This is a genomic window from Microbacterium sp. NPDC096154 (assembly GCF_040302945.1).
Classification (GTDB): Bacteria; Actinomycetota; Actinomycetes; order Actinomycetales; family Microbacteriaceae; genus Microbacterium.
In genome coordinates, this window is record NZ_JBEOSM010000004.1 from 107,862 (window position 1) to 123,171 (window position 15,310).

Consider the following 15,310-nt stretch of genomic DNA (forward strand, 5'->3'; position numbering starts at 1 on the left):
CGCCTCGTCAGTGCGGCGGACGCCCGCCCGATCCACGGCGCCGCGACTCCGACGGCGTGGGCTTGTGAGGTTTCACGTGAAACATCTGCCGAGCCGGCAGGTACCCACGGGGCGAGGAAGGGGATCAGCGCTGGGTCGCTTCAGCCGCGAACGGTGGCGCGGACGACGCGGGTCTCCTCGTCCAGCACACCTGCGCCCAGTACCTCGACGCGAACGTCCGAGAGCTTGAACCTGCGGATCTGCTTCTGCGCCGCCTCGATCTCCACGGGCGCATTGTGTCCCTTCAGCAGGATCAGCTCCCCGCCGTCGCGCGCGAGCGGCGCGACCCATGGGATCAGTGTGCGCAGAGCGCTGACCGCGCGGGCCGTCACGGCATCAAGCACGCCCTCATAACGGCCCGCATCCTCCGCCCGCGCCCGCTCGACCACGACGTTGTCGAGCCCGAGTGCAGTGACCTGCTCCTCGAGCCAGGCGACCCGGCGCTCCATCGGCTCGATCAGCACCCAGCGCACATCAGGTCGCGCGATCGCAAGCACAAGCCCTGGCAGGCCGGCCCCGGACCCGACATCGCCAGCGGTTCCGCCGGCGGGAAACAGGGGAGCCGCGATCGCACTGTTCAGGATGTGGCGCGTCCACAGGCGCGGCAGCTCGAGGGGCCCGATCAGCCCCCGCTCCTCCCCGTGCTCCGCCAACGCAGCTGTGAAGGCGCGGGCCAGATCGATGCGATCGCCGAACAGGGTTGCCGCGACCGAAGGCTCGCGCTCCAGGCCCTGCATCGCTCAGCCTCGGCGGATGACGGTGTGCCGGTCGGCACCCTCGCCGTACGACTCCGACACCAGGCCACGCTCGGCGACGATGTCGTGCACCAGCTTGCGCTCGTAGCTCGACATGGCCGGCAGCGAAGCCTGCGACGACCCCTCATCGAGACGAGCCACCGCGGCGTCGACCAGCTTCTCGAGCTGCCGCTGACGCGCATCGCGCGAGCCGCCCACGTCGAGGATCAGGCGCGAGAAGCGTCCGGTCTTGGCCTGCACGGCCAGACGCGTCAGCTCCTGAAGCGCCTGCACCGTATCGGGCTGCGCCAGCACCGAGAGAGAGTCGTCATCCGACTCCACCGACACGTACGCGCGTCCCTGCTTCACGTCGAGCGTGAGATCGCCGTCGATGTCGGCGATGTCCAGCAGGCCCTCGACGTAGTCGGCTGCGATGTCGCCCTCGGCCTCGAGCTCAGCCTCGGTGGGTGCGTCGCCCGTCAGGGGAGTGGTGCTCATGTCGCCGTCCTCAAGGGTTTCAGAAGGATAATGCCTGATCAGAGGGTATTACATGGAGAGCGGGACGCCCGCGTCGCCTTCGTCGGGGCGAGCGCTGCCCGGACCGTCGGTCCGTTGCGCCTGCTTCTTCGCCCGCTGCTTGCTCATCGGCTGCTGACGCTTGGGCTGCTGCGTCTTGCGCTTCTCGTTCTCCTCGAGAAGGCGGCGCTGCTCCTCCTCGTACTCCGCCATCGACACGACCTTGCCCTTCGAGTTCAGGGCCTTGCCGCGCCGCGCCAGACGCTCCTCGCGGGCCTTCGCGGCCTCGGAGCCGGGAGTCGGCAGCTCGCGGATGACGACGAACTGCTGCGCCATCGTCCACAGGTTGCTGAAGAACCAGTACAGGACGACACCGAGCGGGAAGAACACGCCCGAGAAGATGAAGCCGAGCGGCAGCACGTACAGCATGACGCGCTGCATCTGGTACGCCTGACCCGTCTTCGCCTCGGGGGAGAGGTTCTTCGAGATGATCTGCAGCTGCGTGTAGAACTGCGACGCGATCATCAGCACCACGAGCACCGCAAGGATCACGATGGTGGCGGTCGATCCCTGGGCCCATGCGTCGCCGAGAGTCTGGTGGAACGGGGCCACCTCGAACAGCTTCGCCTCGTTGAACTGACGCGTCAGGTCGGCGTTGAGCAGTCCGACACCGCCCACGCCCCGATCGGCATGCGCCTTCACGTCGAGGAGCGTGTAGTACATCGAGAAGAAGATCGGCATCTGCACGAGCAGCGGCCAGCAGCCACTGAGCGGGCTCGAGCCATGCTTCTTGTACAGGTCCATGGTCTCGCGGCTCATGGCCTCACGAGAGAGCTGGTCCCGCTTGCCCTTGTACCGCTCCTGGATCTTGCGGATCTCCGGCGCGAGCTCCATCATCGCTCGCTGGCTCTTGATCTGACGCACGAACAGCGGGATGAGAGCCGCACGCACGACCAGCACGACGCCCAGGATGGACAGCATCCACGTCACACCGCCGGCCGCGGGCAGCCCCGCTGTCGTGAACAGCCAGTGCCATGCGACGAGGATGGCCTCCACGGCCCACTTCAGCGGCCAGAGGATCGTTCCGAAGAAGTCCACGAAGGATCAGTCCTTTCGACACGGCACGACGAAGCCGTGAGGGGTGAGGTCGTAGCGGAAGGCGGGGTGCGGACGCACGTCGTCCTGACCACCAGCCGCCCAGGGGTGGCACCGGATGATGCGCGCTCCCGCGAGCACCGATCCTTTCACGAGACCGTGCTGCTGCACCGCGGTCACGGCATACGCCGAGCACGAGGGGTAGTAGCGGCACACCTCGCCGTAGAGCGGGGAGATGACGGCGCGATAGCCATGCAGCAGTGCGATCCCCGCATTGCGCGGAAGCAGCGGAACCGCCGCGAGAGCGTCGGCTGCGTGAAACCGAGCCGCCCCGCGCGCGGTCTGGGGGAGCACGCTCATCGCGCTCCGTCCCGATCGCTCGACGCGTCGGCCACAGTGCGGTCCTTCGCGGCGCGTCGGCCCAGACAGCGTGTGACCTCGGCACGCAGCTCCGCGAAGGAGGCGGTCGCCGCCGAAGGAAGCGCGCGGATGACCACGTCTGCGCCTTCGCGGACGTCGGGCAGCGCCTCGGCGCACACGGCCTTCAGCCGTCGACGCACCGTGTTGCGCGTCACCGCGTTGCCGACGGCCTTGGACACGATGAAGCCGAACCGCGCAGCGCGCGGTTCGGCTGTCAACACGACGTGTGTCACCGTGCTCGTGCCTGCGCACCGAGCACCCCGCCGGACGACGAACCTGTAGTCGTCCCCGCGGGTCAGGCGCCTCGGCCTCGCGAGCACGATCCTGGCTGGGTGCCGGTGGAAGCGCCGGCGCTGTTACGCCGAGAGCTCGGTGCGGCCCTTGGCGCGGCGCGCGGCGAGGATGGCGCGGCCGGCACGCGTGCGCATGCGGGCGCGGAAGCCGTGCTTCTTGGCGCGACGACGGTTGTTGGGCTGGAAGGTGCGCTTGCTCATGGGATCTCTCCGGGAGATGGTGTCACCGGGATGAAAGCCGCCGGAGACGTGGATGTGTACGGGAATGCCACGAGGGCATAAGTCAACCGACCTAGGTTACGTCCGGTCTTGTGATTCTCGCAAACCAGCGCGACAACCTGACAGTATCTCCACAGCACCGCGCCGCCACCCGCAGGGACACGCGTGATGTCCGCCCGCGAACCGCGCCGGATCTCCTCCGGAGAGCCGGAAGACGGTTTGCCGATGGGCCTCCGGATGACTAGCGTGGCACCAGTTATCCACAGGCAGATGCGCGTGATCCCGCGCGCGTACCTCACCCGAGAGGATGCCCTGTGGATCGTCCCAGACCCAGAGGGAGCCCATGTCCACGCAAGACGTCCCGCCCGGCCAGCGGATCCCGGATGTGCCGGTGTGGCGCTCCGTGCTCGCCGAGCTCGAGAGCGACGACCGCGTCACACCGCAGATGAAGGGCTTCCTCAGCCTGGTCGTGGCGCAGGGCGTCATGGGCGGCACGCTCTACCTCGACGTGCCGAACGACCTGACCGCCGCACAGATCACGAAGCGTCTGCGTGAGCCGATCATGGAGGCCCTCGCCCGCATCGGCGGAGACGCGCAGAGCTTCCGGGTGACGGTGAGCCCCGAGCTGTCGGAGGCTCAGTACCCGACGAGCCTCGGGGCTCCGACGATGGCGCCGGCCGAGACCCCGCCCCCGCCGCGCCCGGTCGAGAGCCCGGCGGAGACGCACACCCCCAGCCGCAGCGACACGCGCCTCAACCCGAAGTACACCTTCGACAACTTCGTCATCGGGCAGTCCAACCGCTTCGCCCACGCGGCCGCTGTGGCGGTCGCCGAGGCGCCGGCCAAGGCGTACAACCCGCTCTTCATCTACGGCGACTCCGGGCTGGGCAAGACGCACCTCCTGCATGCCATCGGCGACTACGCCCAGAATCTCTTCGCGGGCGTGCGCGTGCGCTACGTGTCGAGCGAGGAGTTCACGAACGACTTCATCAACTCGATCGCGAACAACCGCGGCGCCGCGTTCAACGCCCGCTACCGCGATGTGGACATCCTGCTCATCGACGACATCCAGTTCCTGCAGGGCAAGGCCGAGACGCAGGAGGCCTTCTTCCACACCTTCAACACGCTGCACGACCACGACAAGCAGGTCGTGATCACGTCGGATGTCGCGCCCAAGCACCTCACGGGCTTCGAGGACCGCATGCGCAGTCGCTTCGAGTGGGGCCTGATCACCGACGTGCAGGCACCCGACCTCGAGACACGCATCGCGATCCTGCGCAAGAAGGCGCAGTCGGAGCGGCTCTACATCCCGGACGACGTGGTCGAGTACATCGCGACCGTGGTGTCCACCAACATCCGCGAGCTGGAGGGCGCGCTCATCCGCGTCTCGGCGTTCGCCAGCCTGAACCGGTCGGATGTCGACATCCAGCTCGCGCAGAACGTGCTGCGCGACATCGTCGACCAGACCGAGGACAACGTGGTGTCGGAGAACGACATCATCACGGCCACCGCGGCCTACTTCAAGCTCACGGTCGACGACCTGTACGGATCGAGCCGCTCGCAGGCCGTGGCGCAGGCGCGGCAGATCGCGATGTACCTGTGCCGAGAGCGCACCAGCCTGTCGCTGCCGAAGATCGGCCAGCTCTTCGGCGGCCGCGACCACACGACCGTCATGTACGCGTACAAGAAGATCAGCGAGCTCATGAAGGAGCGCCGCTCGATCTACAACCAGGTGACCGAGATCACCACGCAGCTCGGCCGACGCTGACGCCGGGAGCCCCTCATGACGCGCGTTCTGGTCCTGCTCGACGACTACCAGGATGTCGCGCTCGGCTTCGCGCCCTGGCATGAGCTCGCAGGGTGGGACGTCCGTGTGCTGCACGACCATCACGCCGACGACGACGAGCTCGTGGCCGCCCTCGAGGACGCCACGGCCGTCGTCGCGATGCGCGAGCGCACCGCGTTCCCCCGCCGAGTGCTTCAGCGCCTGCCGCGTCTTGAACTGCTGATCACGACCGGGGCCGCCAACGCGTCGATCGACGTGGGCGCCGCGACGGAGCTCGGCGTGACCGTCTGCGGCACCCGCGCGTCGGCCACGGCCGCGCCCGAGCTCTCGTGGGCGCTGCTGATGAGCGCGGTGCGCGACATCCCGGGACAGCAGGACGCGCTGCGTGCGGGGGACCGCTGGCAGACGGCGGTCGGACGTGAGCTCTGCGGTCGCACGCTGGGCATCGTCGGGCTGGGGAAGATCGGAACGAGGATGGCCGGCTATGCCCGGGCGTTCGGCATGCGTGTGATCGCCTGGAGCCAGAACCTCACCGCGGACGCGGCGCGTGCGGCCGACGCCGAGCTGGTGTCCAAGCAGGAGCTGTTCGAACGCGCCGACATCGCGACGCTGCACCTGAGGCTCTCGGATCGCACCCGCCACGTGATCGGTGCGACGGAGCTCGAGGCTCTCGGCACGGACGGGCTCCTCGTCAACACCGCACGGGCGGGACTCGTCGACACGGATGCACTCGTCGCGGCTCTGCACTCGGGAGCCCTCGGCGGCGCCGCACTCGACGTGTTCGACGAAGAGCCGCTGCCGTCGGACCATCCTCTCCTGCGAACCCCGCGCACGCTGCTCACACCCCACATCGGCTACGTCACCAGGGAGCAGTACGCGGTCTTCTACCGCGACGCCCTCGAAGACGTGCGCGCGTGGGCCCATGGAAGGCCCATCCGGCTCATCTCCGGTCGTTGACAGCGCCCCGTGAGCATTCCGGATCGCGCACGCGCGAGCCTGCCGACGTATGCCCCGATCCGCGCTTGACACCGCTCCCGAGGCGGCTCTATAACACTTCTCCCCAGTGTGGAAAACTTGTGGATAACTGTTGAGACACGCCTGCAGCGATGTGAGCGACACGCGAATCACATGTGGATGCGCATGTTCGCCGCCGCATCGCGACGAGGCCGTCGTCCCCGTGTCGTCCGCAGCAGTTCCACATCTCACACGCGTGTAGTTCCCTACGGGCGACCGGGATCCACAGAGTTATCCACATTTTCCACAGCTGTTAACACCGTTAAGAGATCTCTTCTTTGAATGGGCTCTCCAATGACCTTCCCGGCCGCAGGACGTGGAATCACAGGAATCCGGCGCGGGCACTAGCATGGGAGGCCCACGGGCGGTCGACCCGTGGCTGCAGTCATCCGAGGGAGCGCTAAGTGAAGTTCCACGTCAACCGTGACGTCTTCAGTGAGGCCGTGTCGTTCGTCGTCAAGCTGCTTCCTCAGCGCAACCCTCAGCCGATCCTGGCCGGCGTGCTGATCGAGGCGACCGAGGACGGCGCGCTCGCGCTCTCGGCATTCGACTACGAGGCCTCCGCGCGCACCACGATCGAAGCGACCGTCGATGAGCCCGGCACGATCCTCGTGCACGGTCGTCTGCTGTCGGACATCGCGAGCCGTCTGCCGAACGCTCCGATCCAGATGACGACCGAGGATGACGGCAACATCGCCCTCACCTGCGGCTCGGCCCGCTTCGCCCTGGCCTCGATGCCCGTCGAGGAATACCCCGCGATCCCGGAAGTGACCGGAGAGTCGGGTCTCGTCCCCGCCGACGACTTCGCCACCGCCATCTCGCAGGTGGCCTTCGCCGCCTCCCGCGACGACGTCACGCCCGTGCTCACCGGTGTGCAGCTCGAGGTCTCGGGCCACCAGCTCGCACTCGTCGCCACCGACCGCTACCGCGTCGCACTGCGCGACATCGACTGGGACGGCGGACAGCAGGAGGCTCACGCGCTGGTGCCGGCCCGCACGCTGCAGGAGGTCGGCAAGACCTTCTCGCACGGCGGCAACATCTCGATCGCCTTCTCCGGCTCGGGAGATCGCGAGATCATCGCCTTCACCGCCGGCAACAAGACCGTCACGTCGCTGCTCATCAAGGGCAACTTCCCGCCCGTGCGACGACTGTTCCCCGAGCAGACCGACCACTACGCGGTCGTGAACACGGCAGACCTCACCGAGGCCGTGCGCCGTGTCGCGCTCGTGCTCGACCGCTCGGCGCCGCTGCGCTTCACGTTCACGACGTCGTCGGTCACGATGGACGCCTCGGGCGGCGACCAGGCGCGTGCCTCGGAGTCGGTCGACGCGCACCTCCAGGGCGAAGACGTGACCCTGGGCCTCAACCCGCAGTACCTGCTCGAGTCGCTCGCCGCCGTGCGCAGCGAGTTCGTGCGGATCACGTTCACGTCGAGCGACAACGCCAACAAGCTCAGCCCGGTGCTCATCACGAGCCAGACCTCGGTAGACCAGGCGGGCAACGACTCGTTCAAGTACCTGCTGCAGCCGAACCTGCTTCTTCGCTGACTTCCCGCTTCGCGGGGTAGTGCAGAGGACGTACGCGAACGCTCGCGCCCACGCTCCGCGCGGGCACTCGTGTTCGCGGGCTGTCGCAGGCGCTCCATCCCACGACGGACCTTGCGTTGTCGAGGCGGTCGGCAGTCGCTTCGCTCCACGCGCGCTTCGCTCGCACAGGGGTCACCGCCGTGGGGCTTGCACCTCGGGTGCCTGCGGGCGCCGCTTCGACGGGTGACGAGGTGCGACGCCTGATGGTGTGCGACGCGCGTCAGCGCGGAGCGTGCCGCGGATGCGTCCAACCAGGCGCGAAGCGCCGGCCCGGCGAAGCCGGACTCGCCCGCGAGCGGGTCGCTCGCGAAGCCGAGCGGGCGAGTGAAGAGAAAGAACATCTCCGACCCCCGTGGGAGACTGGAATCCCCATGATCGTCGAGCACGTGAGCCTCAAGGACTTCCGCAACTATGCGGAAGCCGAGCTCGCGCTCCGGCCCGGGCCGAATGTGCTGGTCGGGCGCAACGGGCAGGGCAAGACCAACCTGGCCGAGGCGATCGCATACCTCGCGACGCTCGGTTCGCACCGGGTGTCGGCGGATGCGCCCCTGGTGCGGGAGGGATTCGACGCCGCCTTCGTGCGAGCCCGGCTCGCGCACGGCGAGCGCCGGGTCACGCTCGAGCTGCAGCTCAACAAGCAGGGTTCCAACAAGGCCCGCATCGGGGGGTCTCCCGTGCGCACGAACGAGCTGCCGCGGTACGCGCAGGTCGTGCTGTTCGCGCCGGAGGACCTGCAGATCGTGCGCGGCGACCCGTCGGCCCGCCGGCGCTTCGCCGACCAGCTGCTGGTGCAGCGCACCCCCCGGATGTCGGCGGTGATCGCCGACTACGAGCGCACGCTGCGGCAGCGCACGGCGCTGCTGAAGTCGGCCCGGGCGCGCGGTCTGAAGTCGGCGCAGCTGCCGACCCTCGACGTCTGGGACGACAAGCTCGTGGCGCTCGGATCCGAGATCATCGACGCCCGCACCCGGCTCGCACAGGATCTCTCCGCCCCTGTCGCCGCCGCGTATGCCGCGATCGCGGGGGAGGATCACCGACCTCAGCTGGAATGGGCCCTGTCGGTCCGCGGCGGTGATCCGGAAGAGGGCGAGGACGCGCAGGATGCCGGCGGCGGCGCGACCGCCGACCTGTTCCGGGCCGCGCTTCAGGCCAAGCGGGCGGCCGAGCTCGATCGCGGTCTCACGCTGGTGGGTCCGCATCGGGACGACCTCATCCTGCGCGTGCGCGGGCTTCCCGTGAAGGGGTATGCATCGCACGGCGAGTCGTGGTCGGTCGCCCTCGCGCTGCGTCTGGCATCGGCCGAGCTGCTGCGCGCCGAGTCGCCGGGCGGCGACCCGGTGCTGATCCTCGACGACGTGTTCGCCGAGCTCGACGCCGACCGGCGCGCGCGCCTCGCCGGCGTCGTCGCCGGATACGAGCAGGTGCTGGTCACCGCGGCCGTGGCCGGCGACGTGCCGGAGGCGCTGCGCGCCAACGCCGTGCGCATCGACTCCGGGCAGGTGCTCGGACCGCTCAGCGAGCACCCGCTCGAATCTCGGGAGGACGTGTCATGAATGACGAGATCCCCGAGACCATCTCGACCTATCTGAGGCTGCGGGGCCTCGAGCCCAGCAAGCGCGCCAAGTGGCGCAAGCGCCGGCGCCGGGGCGGCGAGGACGACGAGAACCAGCCGTTCACGGCCGGACGCGATCCGCGCTCGCTCGGCGACGCGCTCGACGTGCTCACCAAGGCGCACGGCTGGGAGCCGCAGCTGGCGCGGGAAGACCTCGTGCGTCAGTGGGAGGACGTCGCGGGCGCCGACACGGCACAGCACTCGCATCCGGTCTCGCTGACGGACGGCATGCTCACGATCCAGTGCGACTCGACCGCGTGGGCCAAGAACCTGTCGTACATGCGGTCGCACATCCTGACGCAGATCGTCACTCGGTATCCCGAGGCGGGCGTCGAGGGGGTGCGGTTCGTAGGGCCGGACGTCCCCACCTGGAAATGGGGTCCCAGATCGATTCCAGGGCGTGGCCCGCGCGATACCTACGGCTAGGACACCTCCTGGGACATCCGGGGCGATTTTCTCTCGCCTGCGGGCCCGTCACGGCCGGTGGGAGGGGTGCCGCTTGATAGGATGGCGGTGCACCGGAATGCAGATGTGGAGCGCCCTTCCAGATGACGACTGACAATCCCCAGGACCCGCAGACCGAGCCGACGGAAGCCGGATCGGAAAGTCTCTCGAAGGAGAGCTCCTCGAAGAAGGTCGGTGGAGAGTACGGAGCAGACGCCATCCAGGTCCTCGAGGGACTCGAGGCCGTGCGCAAGCGCCCCGGCATGTACATCGGATCGACCGGTCCGCGCGGTCTGCACCACCTGGTGTACGAGATCGTGGACAACTCGGTCGACGAGCATCTCGCCGGGTACTGCGACACGATCGTGGTCACGCTGCTCGAGGACGGCGGGCTGCGCTGCGTCGACAACGGGCGCGGCATCCCGGTCGCGATGCACAAGACCGAGGGCAAGTCGACGCTCGAGGTCGTGCTGACGGTGCTCCACGCGGGCGGCAAGTTTGGCGGTGGCGGATACGCCGTCTCGGGCGGTCTGCACGGCGTCGGCTCGTCGGTCGTGAACGCGCTGTCGACGCGCCTCGACGCGGTCGTCAAGCGCGACGGCTACGTGTGGCGCCAGTCGTTCGCCGACGGCGGTGCGCCGCTCGCTCCGATCGAGCAGGGCGAGGAGACCGACGAGACGGGCACCACCATCACCTTCTGGCCCGACCCCGAGATCTTCACCGAGGGCGTCGACTTCGACTACGAGACGCTGCGCACGCGCTTCCAGCAGACGGCGTTCCTGAACAAGGGCCTGCGCATCGAGCTCTACGACGAGCGCGCCGACTCGGCCGAGGAGGTCGAGAAGGAGGACGGCTCGACCGAGCTGGTAAAGCGCCACAACGTGTTCCACTACGAGCGCGGCCTCGTCGACTACGTCGAGTACCTGAACAAGGTGCGCAAGGCGGAGCGCGTGAACGAGGACATCATCGTGCTCGAGCAGGAGCAGTCGGACGGGCGGATGTCGGTCGAGGTCGCGATGCAGTGGACGACCTCCTACAGCGAGAACGTCTTCACGTACGCGAACATGATCAACACCCACGAGGGCGGCACGCACGAGGAGGGCTTCCGTGCGGCGCTGACGACGCTCGTCAACCGGTACGCGCGCGCGAACAACATCCTCAAGGAGAAGGAAGACAACCTCACGGGCGACGACGTGCGCGAGGGTCTCACCGCCGTCATCTCGGTGAAGCTGTCGGAGCCGCAGTTCGAGGGCCAGACCAAGACCAAGCTGGGCAACACCGAGGCCAAGGCGTTCGTGCAGAAGGTGGTCGGCGATCAGCTCGGCGACTGGTTCGAGCGCAACCCGCAGCAGGCCAAGAACGTCATCCGCAAGGCGATCGACGCGGCGACCGCGCGGCTCGCGGCCCGCAAGGCGCGTGAGACGGCTCGCCGCAAGAGCGTCTTCGAGTCGGCCGCGATGCCCGACAAGCTCAAGGACTGCACGTCGAAGGACCCGTCGATCAGCGAGATCTTCCTCGTCGAGGGAGACTCGGCCGGTGGGTCCGCCGTGGGCGGCCGCGACCCGCACACGCAGGCCATCCTGGCCCTGCGCGGCAAGATCCTGAACGTCGAGCGCGCGCGCATCGACAAGGCCCTGGGCAACAAGGAAGTCCAGGCGATGATCCAGGCCTTCGGCACCGGCATCGGGCCCGAGTTCGACATCGAGAAGGCGCGGTATCACAAGATCGTGCTGATGACGGATGCCGACGTCGACGGCCAGCACATCACGACGCTGCTGCTGACGCTGCTGTTCCGCTACATGCGCGGCCTGGTCGAGGCCGGATACGTCTATCTCGCGATGCCGCCGCTGTACCGGCTGAAGTGGGCGAACGCGCCGCACGAGTACGTGTACAGCGACCGCGAGCGCGACGCGCTGCTCAAGGAGGGTGCCGCCGCCGGCAAGCGCATCCCGAAGGACGCGGGCATCCAGCGCTACAAGGGTCTGGGCGAGATGAACGACCACGAGCTGTGGGACACGACCATGAACCCCGAGACCCGCACGCTGCGCCAGGTGACCATCGACGACGCCGCCGCGGCGGACGAGATCTTCTCGGTGCTCATGGGCGAGGACGTCGAGTCGCGCCGTTCGTTCATCCAGCGCAACGCGAAGGACGTCAGGTTCCTGGACATCTGAGACTCAGCGAGCGTCAGCGAGCCGTTATCCGGTCGTTGAGCGAGCGAAGCGAGTCGAAACGGTCCGAGCGAACCTCCCGATCAACCGAAGAGAATCCACATGACTGACGAAGAGCGCCCCGACATCACGGCGGCCCACAACCACGGCCGGATCGACCAGGTCGATCTGCAGTCGGAGATGCAGCGCAGCTACCTCGACTACGCCATGAGCGTGATCGTCGGGCGTGCGCTGCCCGACGTGCGCGACGGCCTCAAGCCCGTGCATCGCCGCGTCGTGTACGCGATGTACGACGGCGGCTACCGTCCCGACAAGAAGTTCTCGAAGTGCGCTCGCGTGGTCGGCGAGGTCATGGGTCAGTACCACCCGCACGGCGACTCGGCCATCTATGACGCCCTCGTGCGTCTGGTGCAGCCGTGGTCGCTGCGGTACCCGCTCGCGCAGGGCCAGGGCAACTTCGGCTCGCCCGGCAACCAGGGTGCCGCGGCGCCGCGATACACCGAGACCAAGATGGCCGCGCTCGCGCTCGAGATGGTGCGCGACATCGAGCAGGACACGGTCGACTTCCACGACAACTACGACGGCGAGACGCAGGAGCCGGCCGTGCTGCCGGCCCGCTTCCCGAACCTGCTCGTCAACGGCTCGGTCGGCATCGCGGTCGGCATGGCCACGAACATCCCGCCGCACAACCTCCGCGAGGTGGCGGACGGCGCGCTGTTCGCGCTCGAGAACGCCGGCCTGCCGCGCGAGGAGCTGCTCGAGGGCCTGATGCAGCGCATCCCGGGCCCGGACTTCCCGACCGGCGCCCAGATCCTCGGCTCGAAGGGCATCCACGAGGCGTACCGCACGGGGCGCGGTTCGATCACCATGCGCGCGGTGGTGGAGATCGAGGAGATCCAGGGCCGCACGTGCCTGGTGATCACCGAGCTGCCGTACCAGGTCAACCCCGACAACCTCGCGGTCAAGATCGGCGAGCTCGCGCGCGAGGGCAAGGTCACGGGCATCGCCGACATCCGCGACGAGACATCGGGCCGCACGGGTCAGCGTCTCGTGGTCGTGCTCAAGCGCGACGCCGTCGCGAAGGTCGTGCTCAACAACCTCTACAAGCACACCGAGCTGCAGACCAACTTCGGCGCCAACATGCTCGCGATCGTCGACGGCGTGCCGCGCACGCTGCCGCTCGACGGCTTCATCGGCTACTGGATCACCCACCAGCTCGACGTGATCGTGCGCCGCACGAAGTTCCGCCTGCGCAAGGCGGAGGAGCGGATGCACATCCTGCGCGGCTACCTCGCGGCGCTCGACGCGCTGGACGAGGTCATCGCGCTGATCCGCCGTTCGCCCACGGTCGACGAGGCGCGCGAGGGCCTGAAGGACCTGCTGAAGATCGACGACATCCAGGCCGACGCCATCCTGTCGATGCAGCTGCGCCGCCTCGCGGCGCTGGAGCGCCAGAAGATCATCGACGAGGCGGCCGAGCTCGAGGCGCAGATCGAGGACTTCAAGGCGATCATCGCCGACGAGTCGCGCCAGCGCGGCATCGTGCGCGAGGAGCTCACCGAGATCGTCGACCGCTTCGGCGACGAGCGGCGTACGCACATCCTGCACGGCTTCGACGGCGACGTGTCCATGGAGGACCTCATCGCCGAGGAGGACATGGTCGTCACGGTCACGCGCGAGGGCTACGTCAAGCGCACGCGCACCGACAACTACCGCTCGCAGCGTCGCGGTGGCAAGGGCGTGCGCGGCGCGCAGCTGCGCGCCGACGACGTGGTGGAGCACTTCTTCGTGACGACGACGCACCACTGGCTGCTGTTCTTCACGACCAAGGGGCGCGTCTACCGCACGAAGACGTACGAGCTGCCCGAGGCCGGTCGCGACGCGAAGGGCATGCACGTCGCGAACATGCTCGCGCTGCAGCCGGATGAGCAGATCGCGCAGATCATCGAGCTCAAGAACTACGAGGCGGCCGAGAACCTCGTGCTCGTCACGCGCGCCGGTCTCGTGAAGAAGACGCGTCTGGCCGAGTACGACTCCAACCGTCAGGGCGGCATCATCGCGATCAAGCTGCGCGAGGACGACGAGCTGGTCAGCGCGCTGCTCGTCAACGCGACCGACGACATCCTGATGATCAGCCGCGGCGGCCAGTCGCTGCGGTTCTCGGCGACCGACGAGGCGCTGCGCCCGCTGGGACGATCGACCAGCGGCGTGAAGGGCATGTCGTTTCGCGAGGGCGACAGTCTGCTGTCGGCCTCGGTCGTCACGGACGAGGGCTTCGTGTTCGTGGTCACGGAGGGCGGCTTCGCCAAGCGCACGCACGTGAGCGAATACCGCGTGCAGGGCCGTGGCGGTCTCGGCATCAAGGTGGCCAAGCTGTCGGACGAGCGCGGCGGCCTGGCGGGCGGCCTGATCGTGTCGGAGGACGACGAGGTGCTCGTGGTTCTCGCCAAGGGCAAGGTGGTACGCTCGGCCGTTGCCGAGGTCCCCGCCAAGGGCCGCGACACCATGGGCGTGCTGTTCGCGCGTCCGGACAAGGACGACCGCATCCTCGCCATCGCCCGCAACAGCGAGCGGGCGGCAGCGGTCGAGGACGAGGCCGACGGGGACGCCGCGGAGGAGTCCGCGCCCGAGACCACCGGAGAGAACGCATGAGCACGGTAGCCGACAAGCTCGCCAAGAAGTCCACGCACAAGACGAGCGCGAAGCAGGTGCGCCTGCGCCTGGTCTATGTCGACTTCTGGTCGGCCGTGAAGCTGTCGTTCCTGGCCGCCGTGGCGCTGGCGATCGTCACGATCGTGTCGTTCTTCCTGGTCTACATGGTCGTGCAGACCACGGGCCTGATCGCGCAGATGGACGAGTTCTTCCAGAGCTTCACCGACGGCAGCTTCTCGATCTCGCAGTTCATCGGACTGCCGCAGGTGATGGCCTTCGCGACCGTGGTCGCCATCCTGAACCTGGTGGTCGTCACGGTGCTCGGCGCGGTGATCGCCGGCATCTACAACCTCGCAGTGAAGGTGACCGGCGGCCTGCTCGTCGGGTTCACCTCGAACTGACACACGCGAGACGCGCCCCGATTCGCGAACCGTGATCGGATCGGGTAAAGTCTCTGAGGTTGAGGACGCGAGTCCGATGCCTCCCGGGGGTATAGCTCAGGCGGTTAGAGCGCTTCACTGATAATGAAGAGGTCCCAGGTTCAAGTCCTGGTACCCCCACCATCGAGAGCCTTCGCAGCAGCGGGGGCTCTTCCCGTAGGCCTTCCGGGGCCGAGGGGTCCGCGTAGCGGGCGATCGCCCGGGGCCTTAGCTCAGTTGGTAGAGCGCCTGCTTTGCAAGCAGGATGTCAGGAGTTCGAATCTCCTAGGCTCCACATTTCGAACCGCTG

General features: G+C 68.0%; 14 protein-coding genes and 2 tRNA genes. 10 read left to right on the forward strand and 6 right to left on the reverse strand.

Features of this window, described 5'->3' with window-relative positions; genetic code table 11:
* Positions 1-140: 140 nt before the first annotated feature.
* Genes rsmG through rpmH form a run of 6 tightly spaced genes read right to left on the reverse strand, consistent with a single transcriptional unit; the run spans position 141 to position 3,298 of the window.
* Positions 141-776 carry a 16S rRNA (guanine(527)-N(7))-methyltransferase RsmG gene (gene rsmG / locus ABTW64_RS07075; protein ID WP_350620723.1) on the reverse strand — a complete coding sequence of 212 codons (636 nt, stop codon included), beginning with the start codon at positions 774-776 and terminating at the stop codon, positions 141-143.
* A 3-nt stretch (positions 777-779) separates the two neighbouring features.
* Positions 780-1,271, reverse strand: a complete 492-nt coding sequence (locus ABTW64_RS07080; RefSeq protein ID WP_350620725.1) for a Jag family protein — start codon at positions 1,269-1,271, stop codon at positions 780-782.
* A gap of 48 nt (positions 1,272-1,319) precedes the next feature.
* Positions 1,320-2,387 (reverse strand): membrane protein insertase YidC, encoded by a 1,068-nt coding sequence (yidC, locus tag ABTW64_RS07085; protein WP_350620727.1) that lies wholly within the window; start codon positions 2,385-2,387, stop codon positions 1,320-1,322.
* A gap of 6 nt (positions 2,388-2,393) precedes the next feature.
* Positions 2,394-2,744 (reverse strand): membrane protein insertion efficiency factor YidD, encoded by a 351-nt coding sequence (yidD, locus tag ABTW64_RS07090; protein ID WP_350620729.1) that lies wholly within the window; start codon positions 2,742-2,744, stop codon positions 2,394-2,396.
* Positions 2,741-3,124 carry a ribonuclease P protein component gene (gene rnpA / locus ABTW64_RS07095; RefSeq protein ID WP_350620731.1) on the reverse strand — a complete coding sequence of 128 codons (384 nt, stop codon included), beginning with the start codon at positions 3,122-3,124 and terminating at the stop codon, positions 2,741-2,743. The genes yidD and rnpA overlap by 4 nt, the downstream gene beginning before the upstream one ends.
* Before the next feature lie 36 nt (positions 3,125-3,160).
* The gene (gene rpmH, locus ABTW64_RS07100) at positions 3,161-3,298 is read right to left on the reverse strand and encodes a 50S ribosomal protein L34 (RefSeq protein WP_058724833.1); all 138 of its coding nucleotides are present in this window, start codon (positions 3,296-3,298) and stop codon (positions 3,161-3,163) included.
* Between the two features lie 463 nt (positions 3,299-3,761).
* On the opposite strand from rpmH, the gene dnaA reads away from it, so the two are divergent.
* From dnaA to ABTW64_RS07150, 10 genes are all read left to right on the forward strand, one after another.
* Positions 3,762-5,084: a chromosomal replication initiator protein DnaA gene (dnaA, locus tag ABTW64_RS07105; RefSeq protein WP_502892312.1), complete on the forward strand. Its 1,323-nt coding sequence runs from the start codon at positions 3,762-3,764 to the stop codon at positions 5,082-5,084.
* A gap of 15 nt (positions 5,085-5,099) precedes the next feature.
* On the forward strand, positions 5,100-6,059 hold the full coding sequence (locus ABTW64_RS07110) for a D-2-hydroxyacid dehydrogenase family protein (RefSeq protein ID WP_350620736.1): 960 nt from the start codon (positions 5,100-5,102) through the stop codon (positions 6,057-6,059).
* A 461-nt stretch (positions 6,060-6,520) separates the two neighbouring features.
* Positions 6,521-7,663, forward strand: a complete 1,143-nt coding sequence (dnaN, locus tag ABTW64_RS07115; RefSeq protein ID WP_350620738.1) for a DNA polymerase III subunit beta — start codon at positions 6,521-6,523, stop codon at positions 7,661-7,663.
* 410 nt (positions 7,664-8,073) lie between these two features.
* Positions 8,074-9,255 carry a DNA replication/repair protein RecF gene (gene recF / locus ABTW64_RS07120; RefSeq protein ID WP_350620740.1) on the forward strand — a complete coding sequence of 394 codons (1,182 nt, stop codon included), beginning with the start codon at positions 8,074-8,076 and terminating at the stop codon, positions 9,253-9,255.
* Positions 9,252-9,740, forward strand: a complete 489-nt coding sequence (locus ABTW64_RS07125; RefSeq protein WP_350620742.1) for a DciA family protein — start codon at positions 9,252-9,254, stop codon at positions 9,738-9,740. Before recF ends, ABTW64_RS07125 begins: the two co-directional genes overlap by 4 nt.
* Before the next feature lie 122 nt (positions 9,741-9,862).
* A complete protein-coding gene (gene gyrB, locus ABTW64_RS07130; protein WP_350620744.1) occupies positions 9,863-11,932 on the forward strand; it encodes a DNA topoisomerase (ATP-hydrolyzing) subunit B in 2,070 nt (689 codons plus the stop codon).
* A 99-nt stretch (positions 11,933-12,031) separates the two neighbouring features.
* Positions 12,032-14,581: a DNA gyrase subunit A gene (gyrA, locus tag ABTW64_RS07135; RefSeq protein ID WP_350620746.1), complete on the forward strand. Its 2,550-nt coding sequence runs from the start codon at positions 12,032-12,034 to the stop codon at positions 14,579-14,581.
* Positions 14,578-14,982: a DUF3566 domain-containing protein gene (locus ABTW64_RS07140; protein WP_350620748.1), complete on the forward strand. Its 405-nt coding sequence runs from the start codon at positions 14,578-14,580 to the stop codon at positions 14,980-14,982. The genes gyrA and ABTW64_RS07140 overlap by 4 nt, the downstream gene beginning before the upstream one ends.
* A gap of 85 nt (positions 14,983-15,067) precedes the next feature.
* Positions 15,068-15,144: transfer RNA gene (locus tag ABTW64_RS07145), tRNA-Ile, on the forward strand.
* 78 nt (positions 15,145-15,222) lie between these two features.
* Positions 15,223-15,295: transfer RNA gene (locus tag ABTW64_RS07150), tRNA-Ala, on the forward strand.
* Positions 15,296-15,310: the final 15 nt, after the last annotated feature.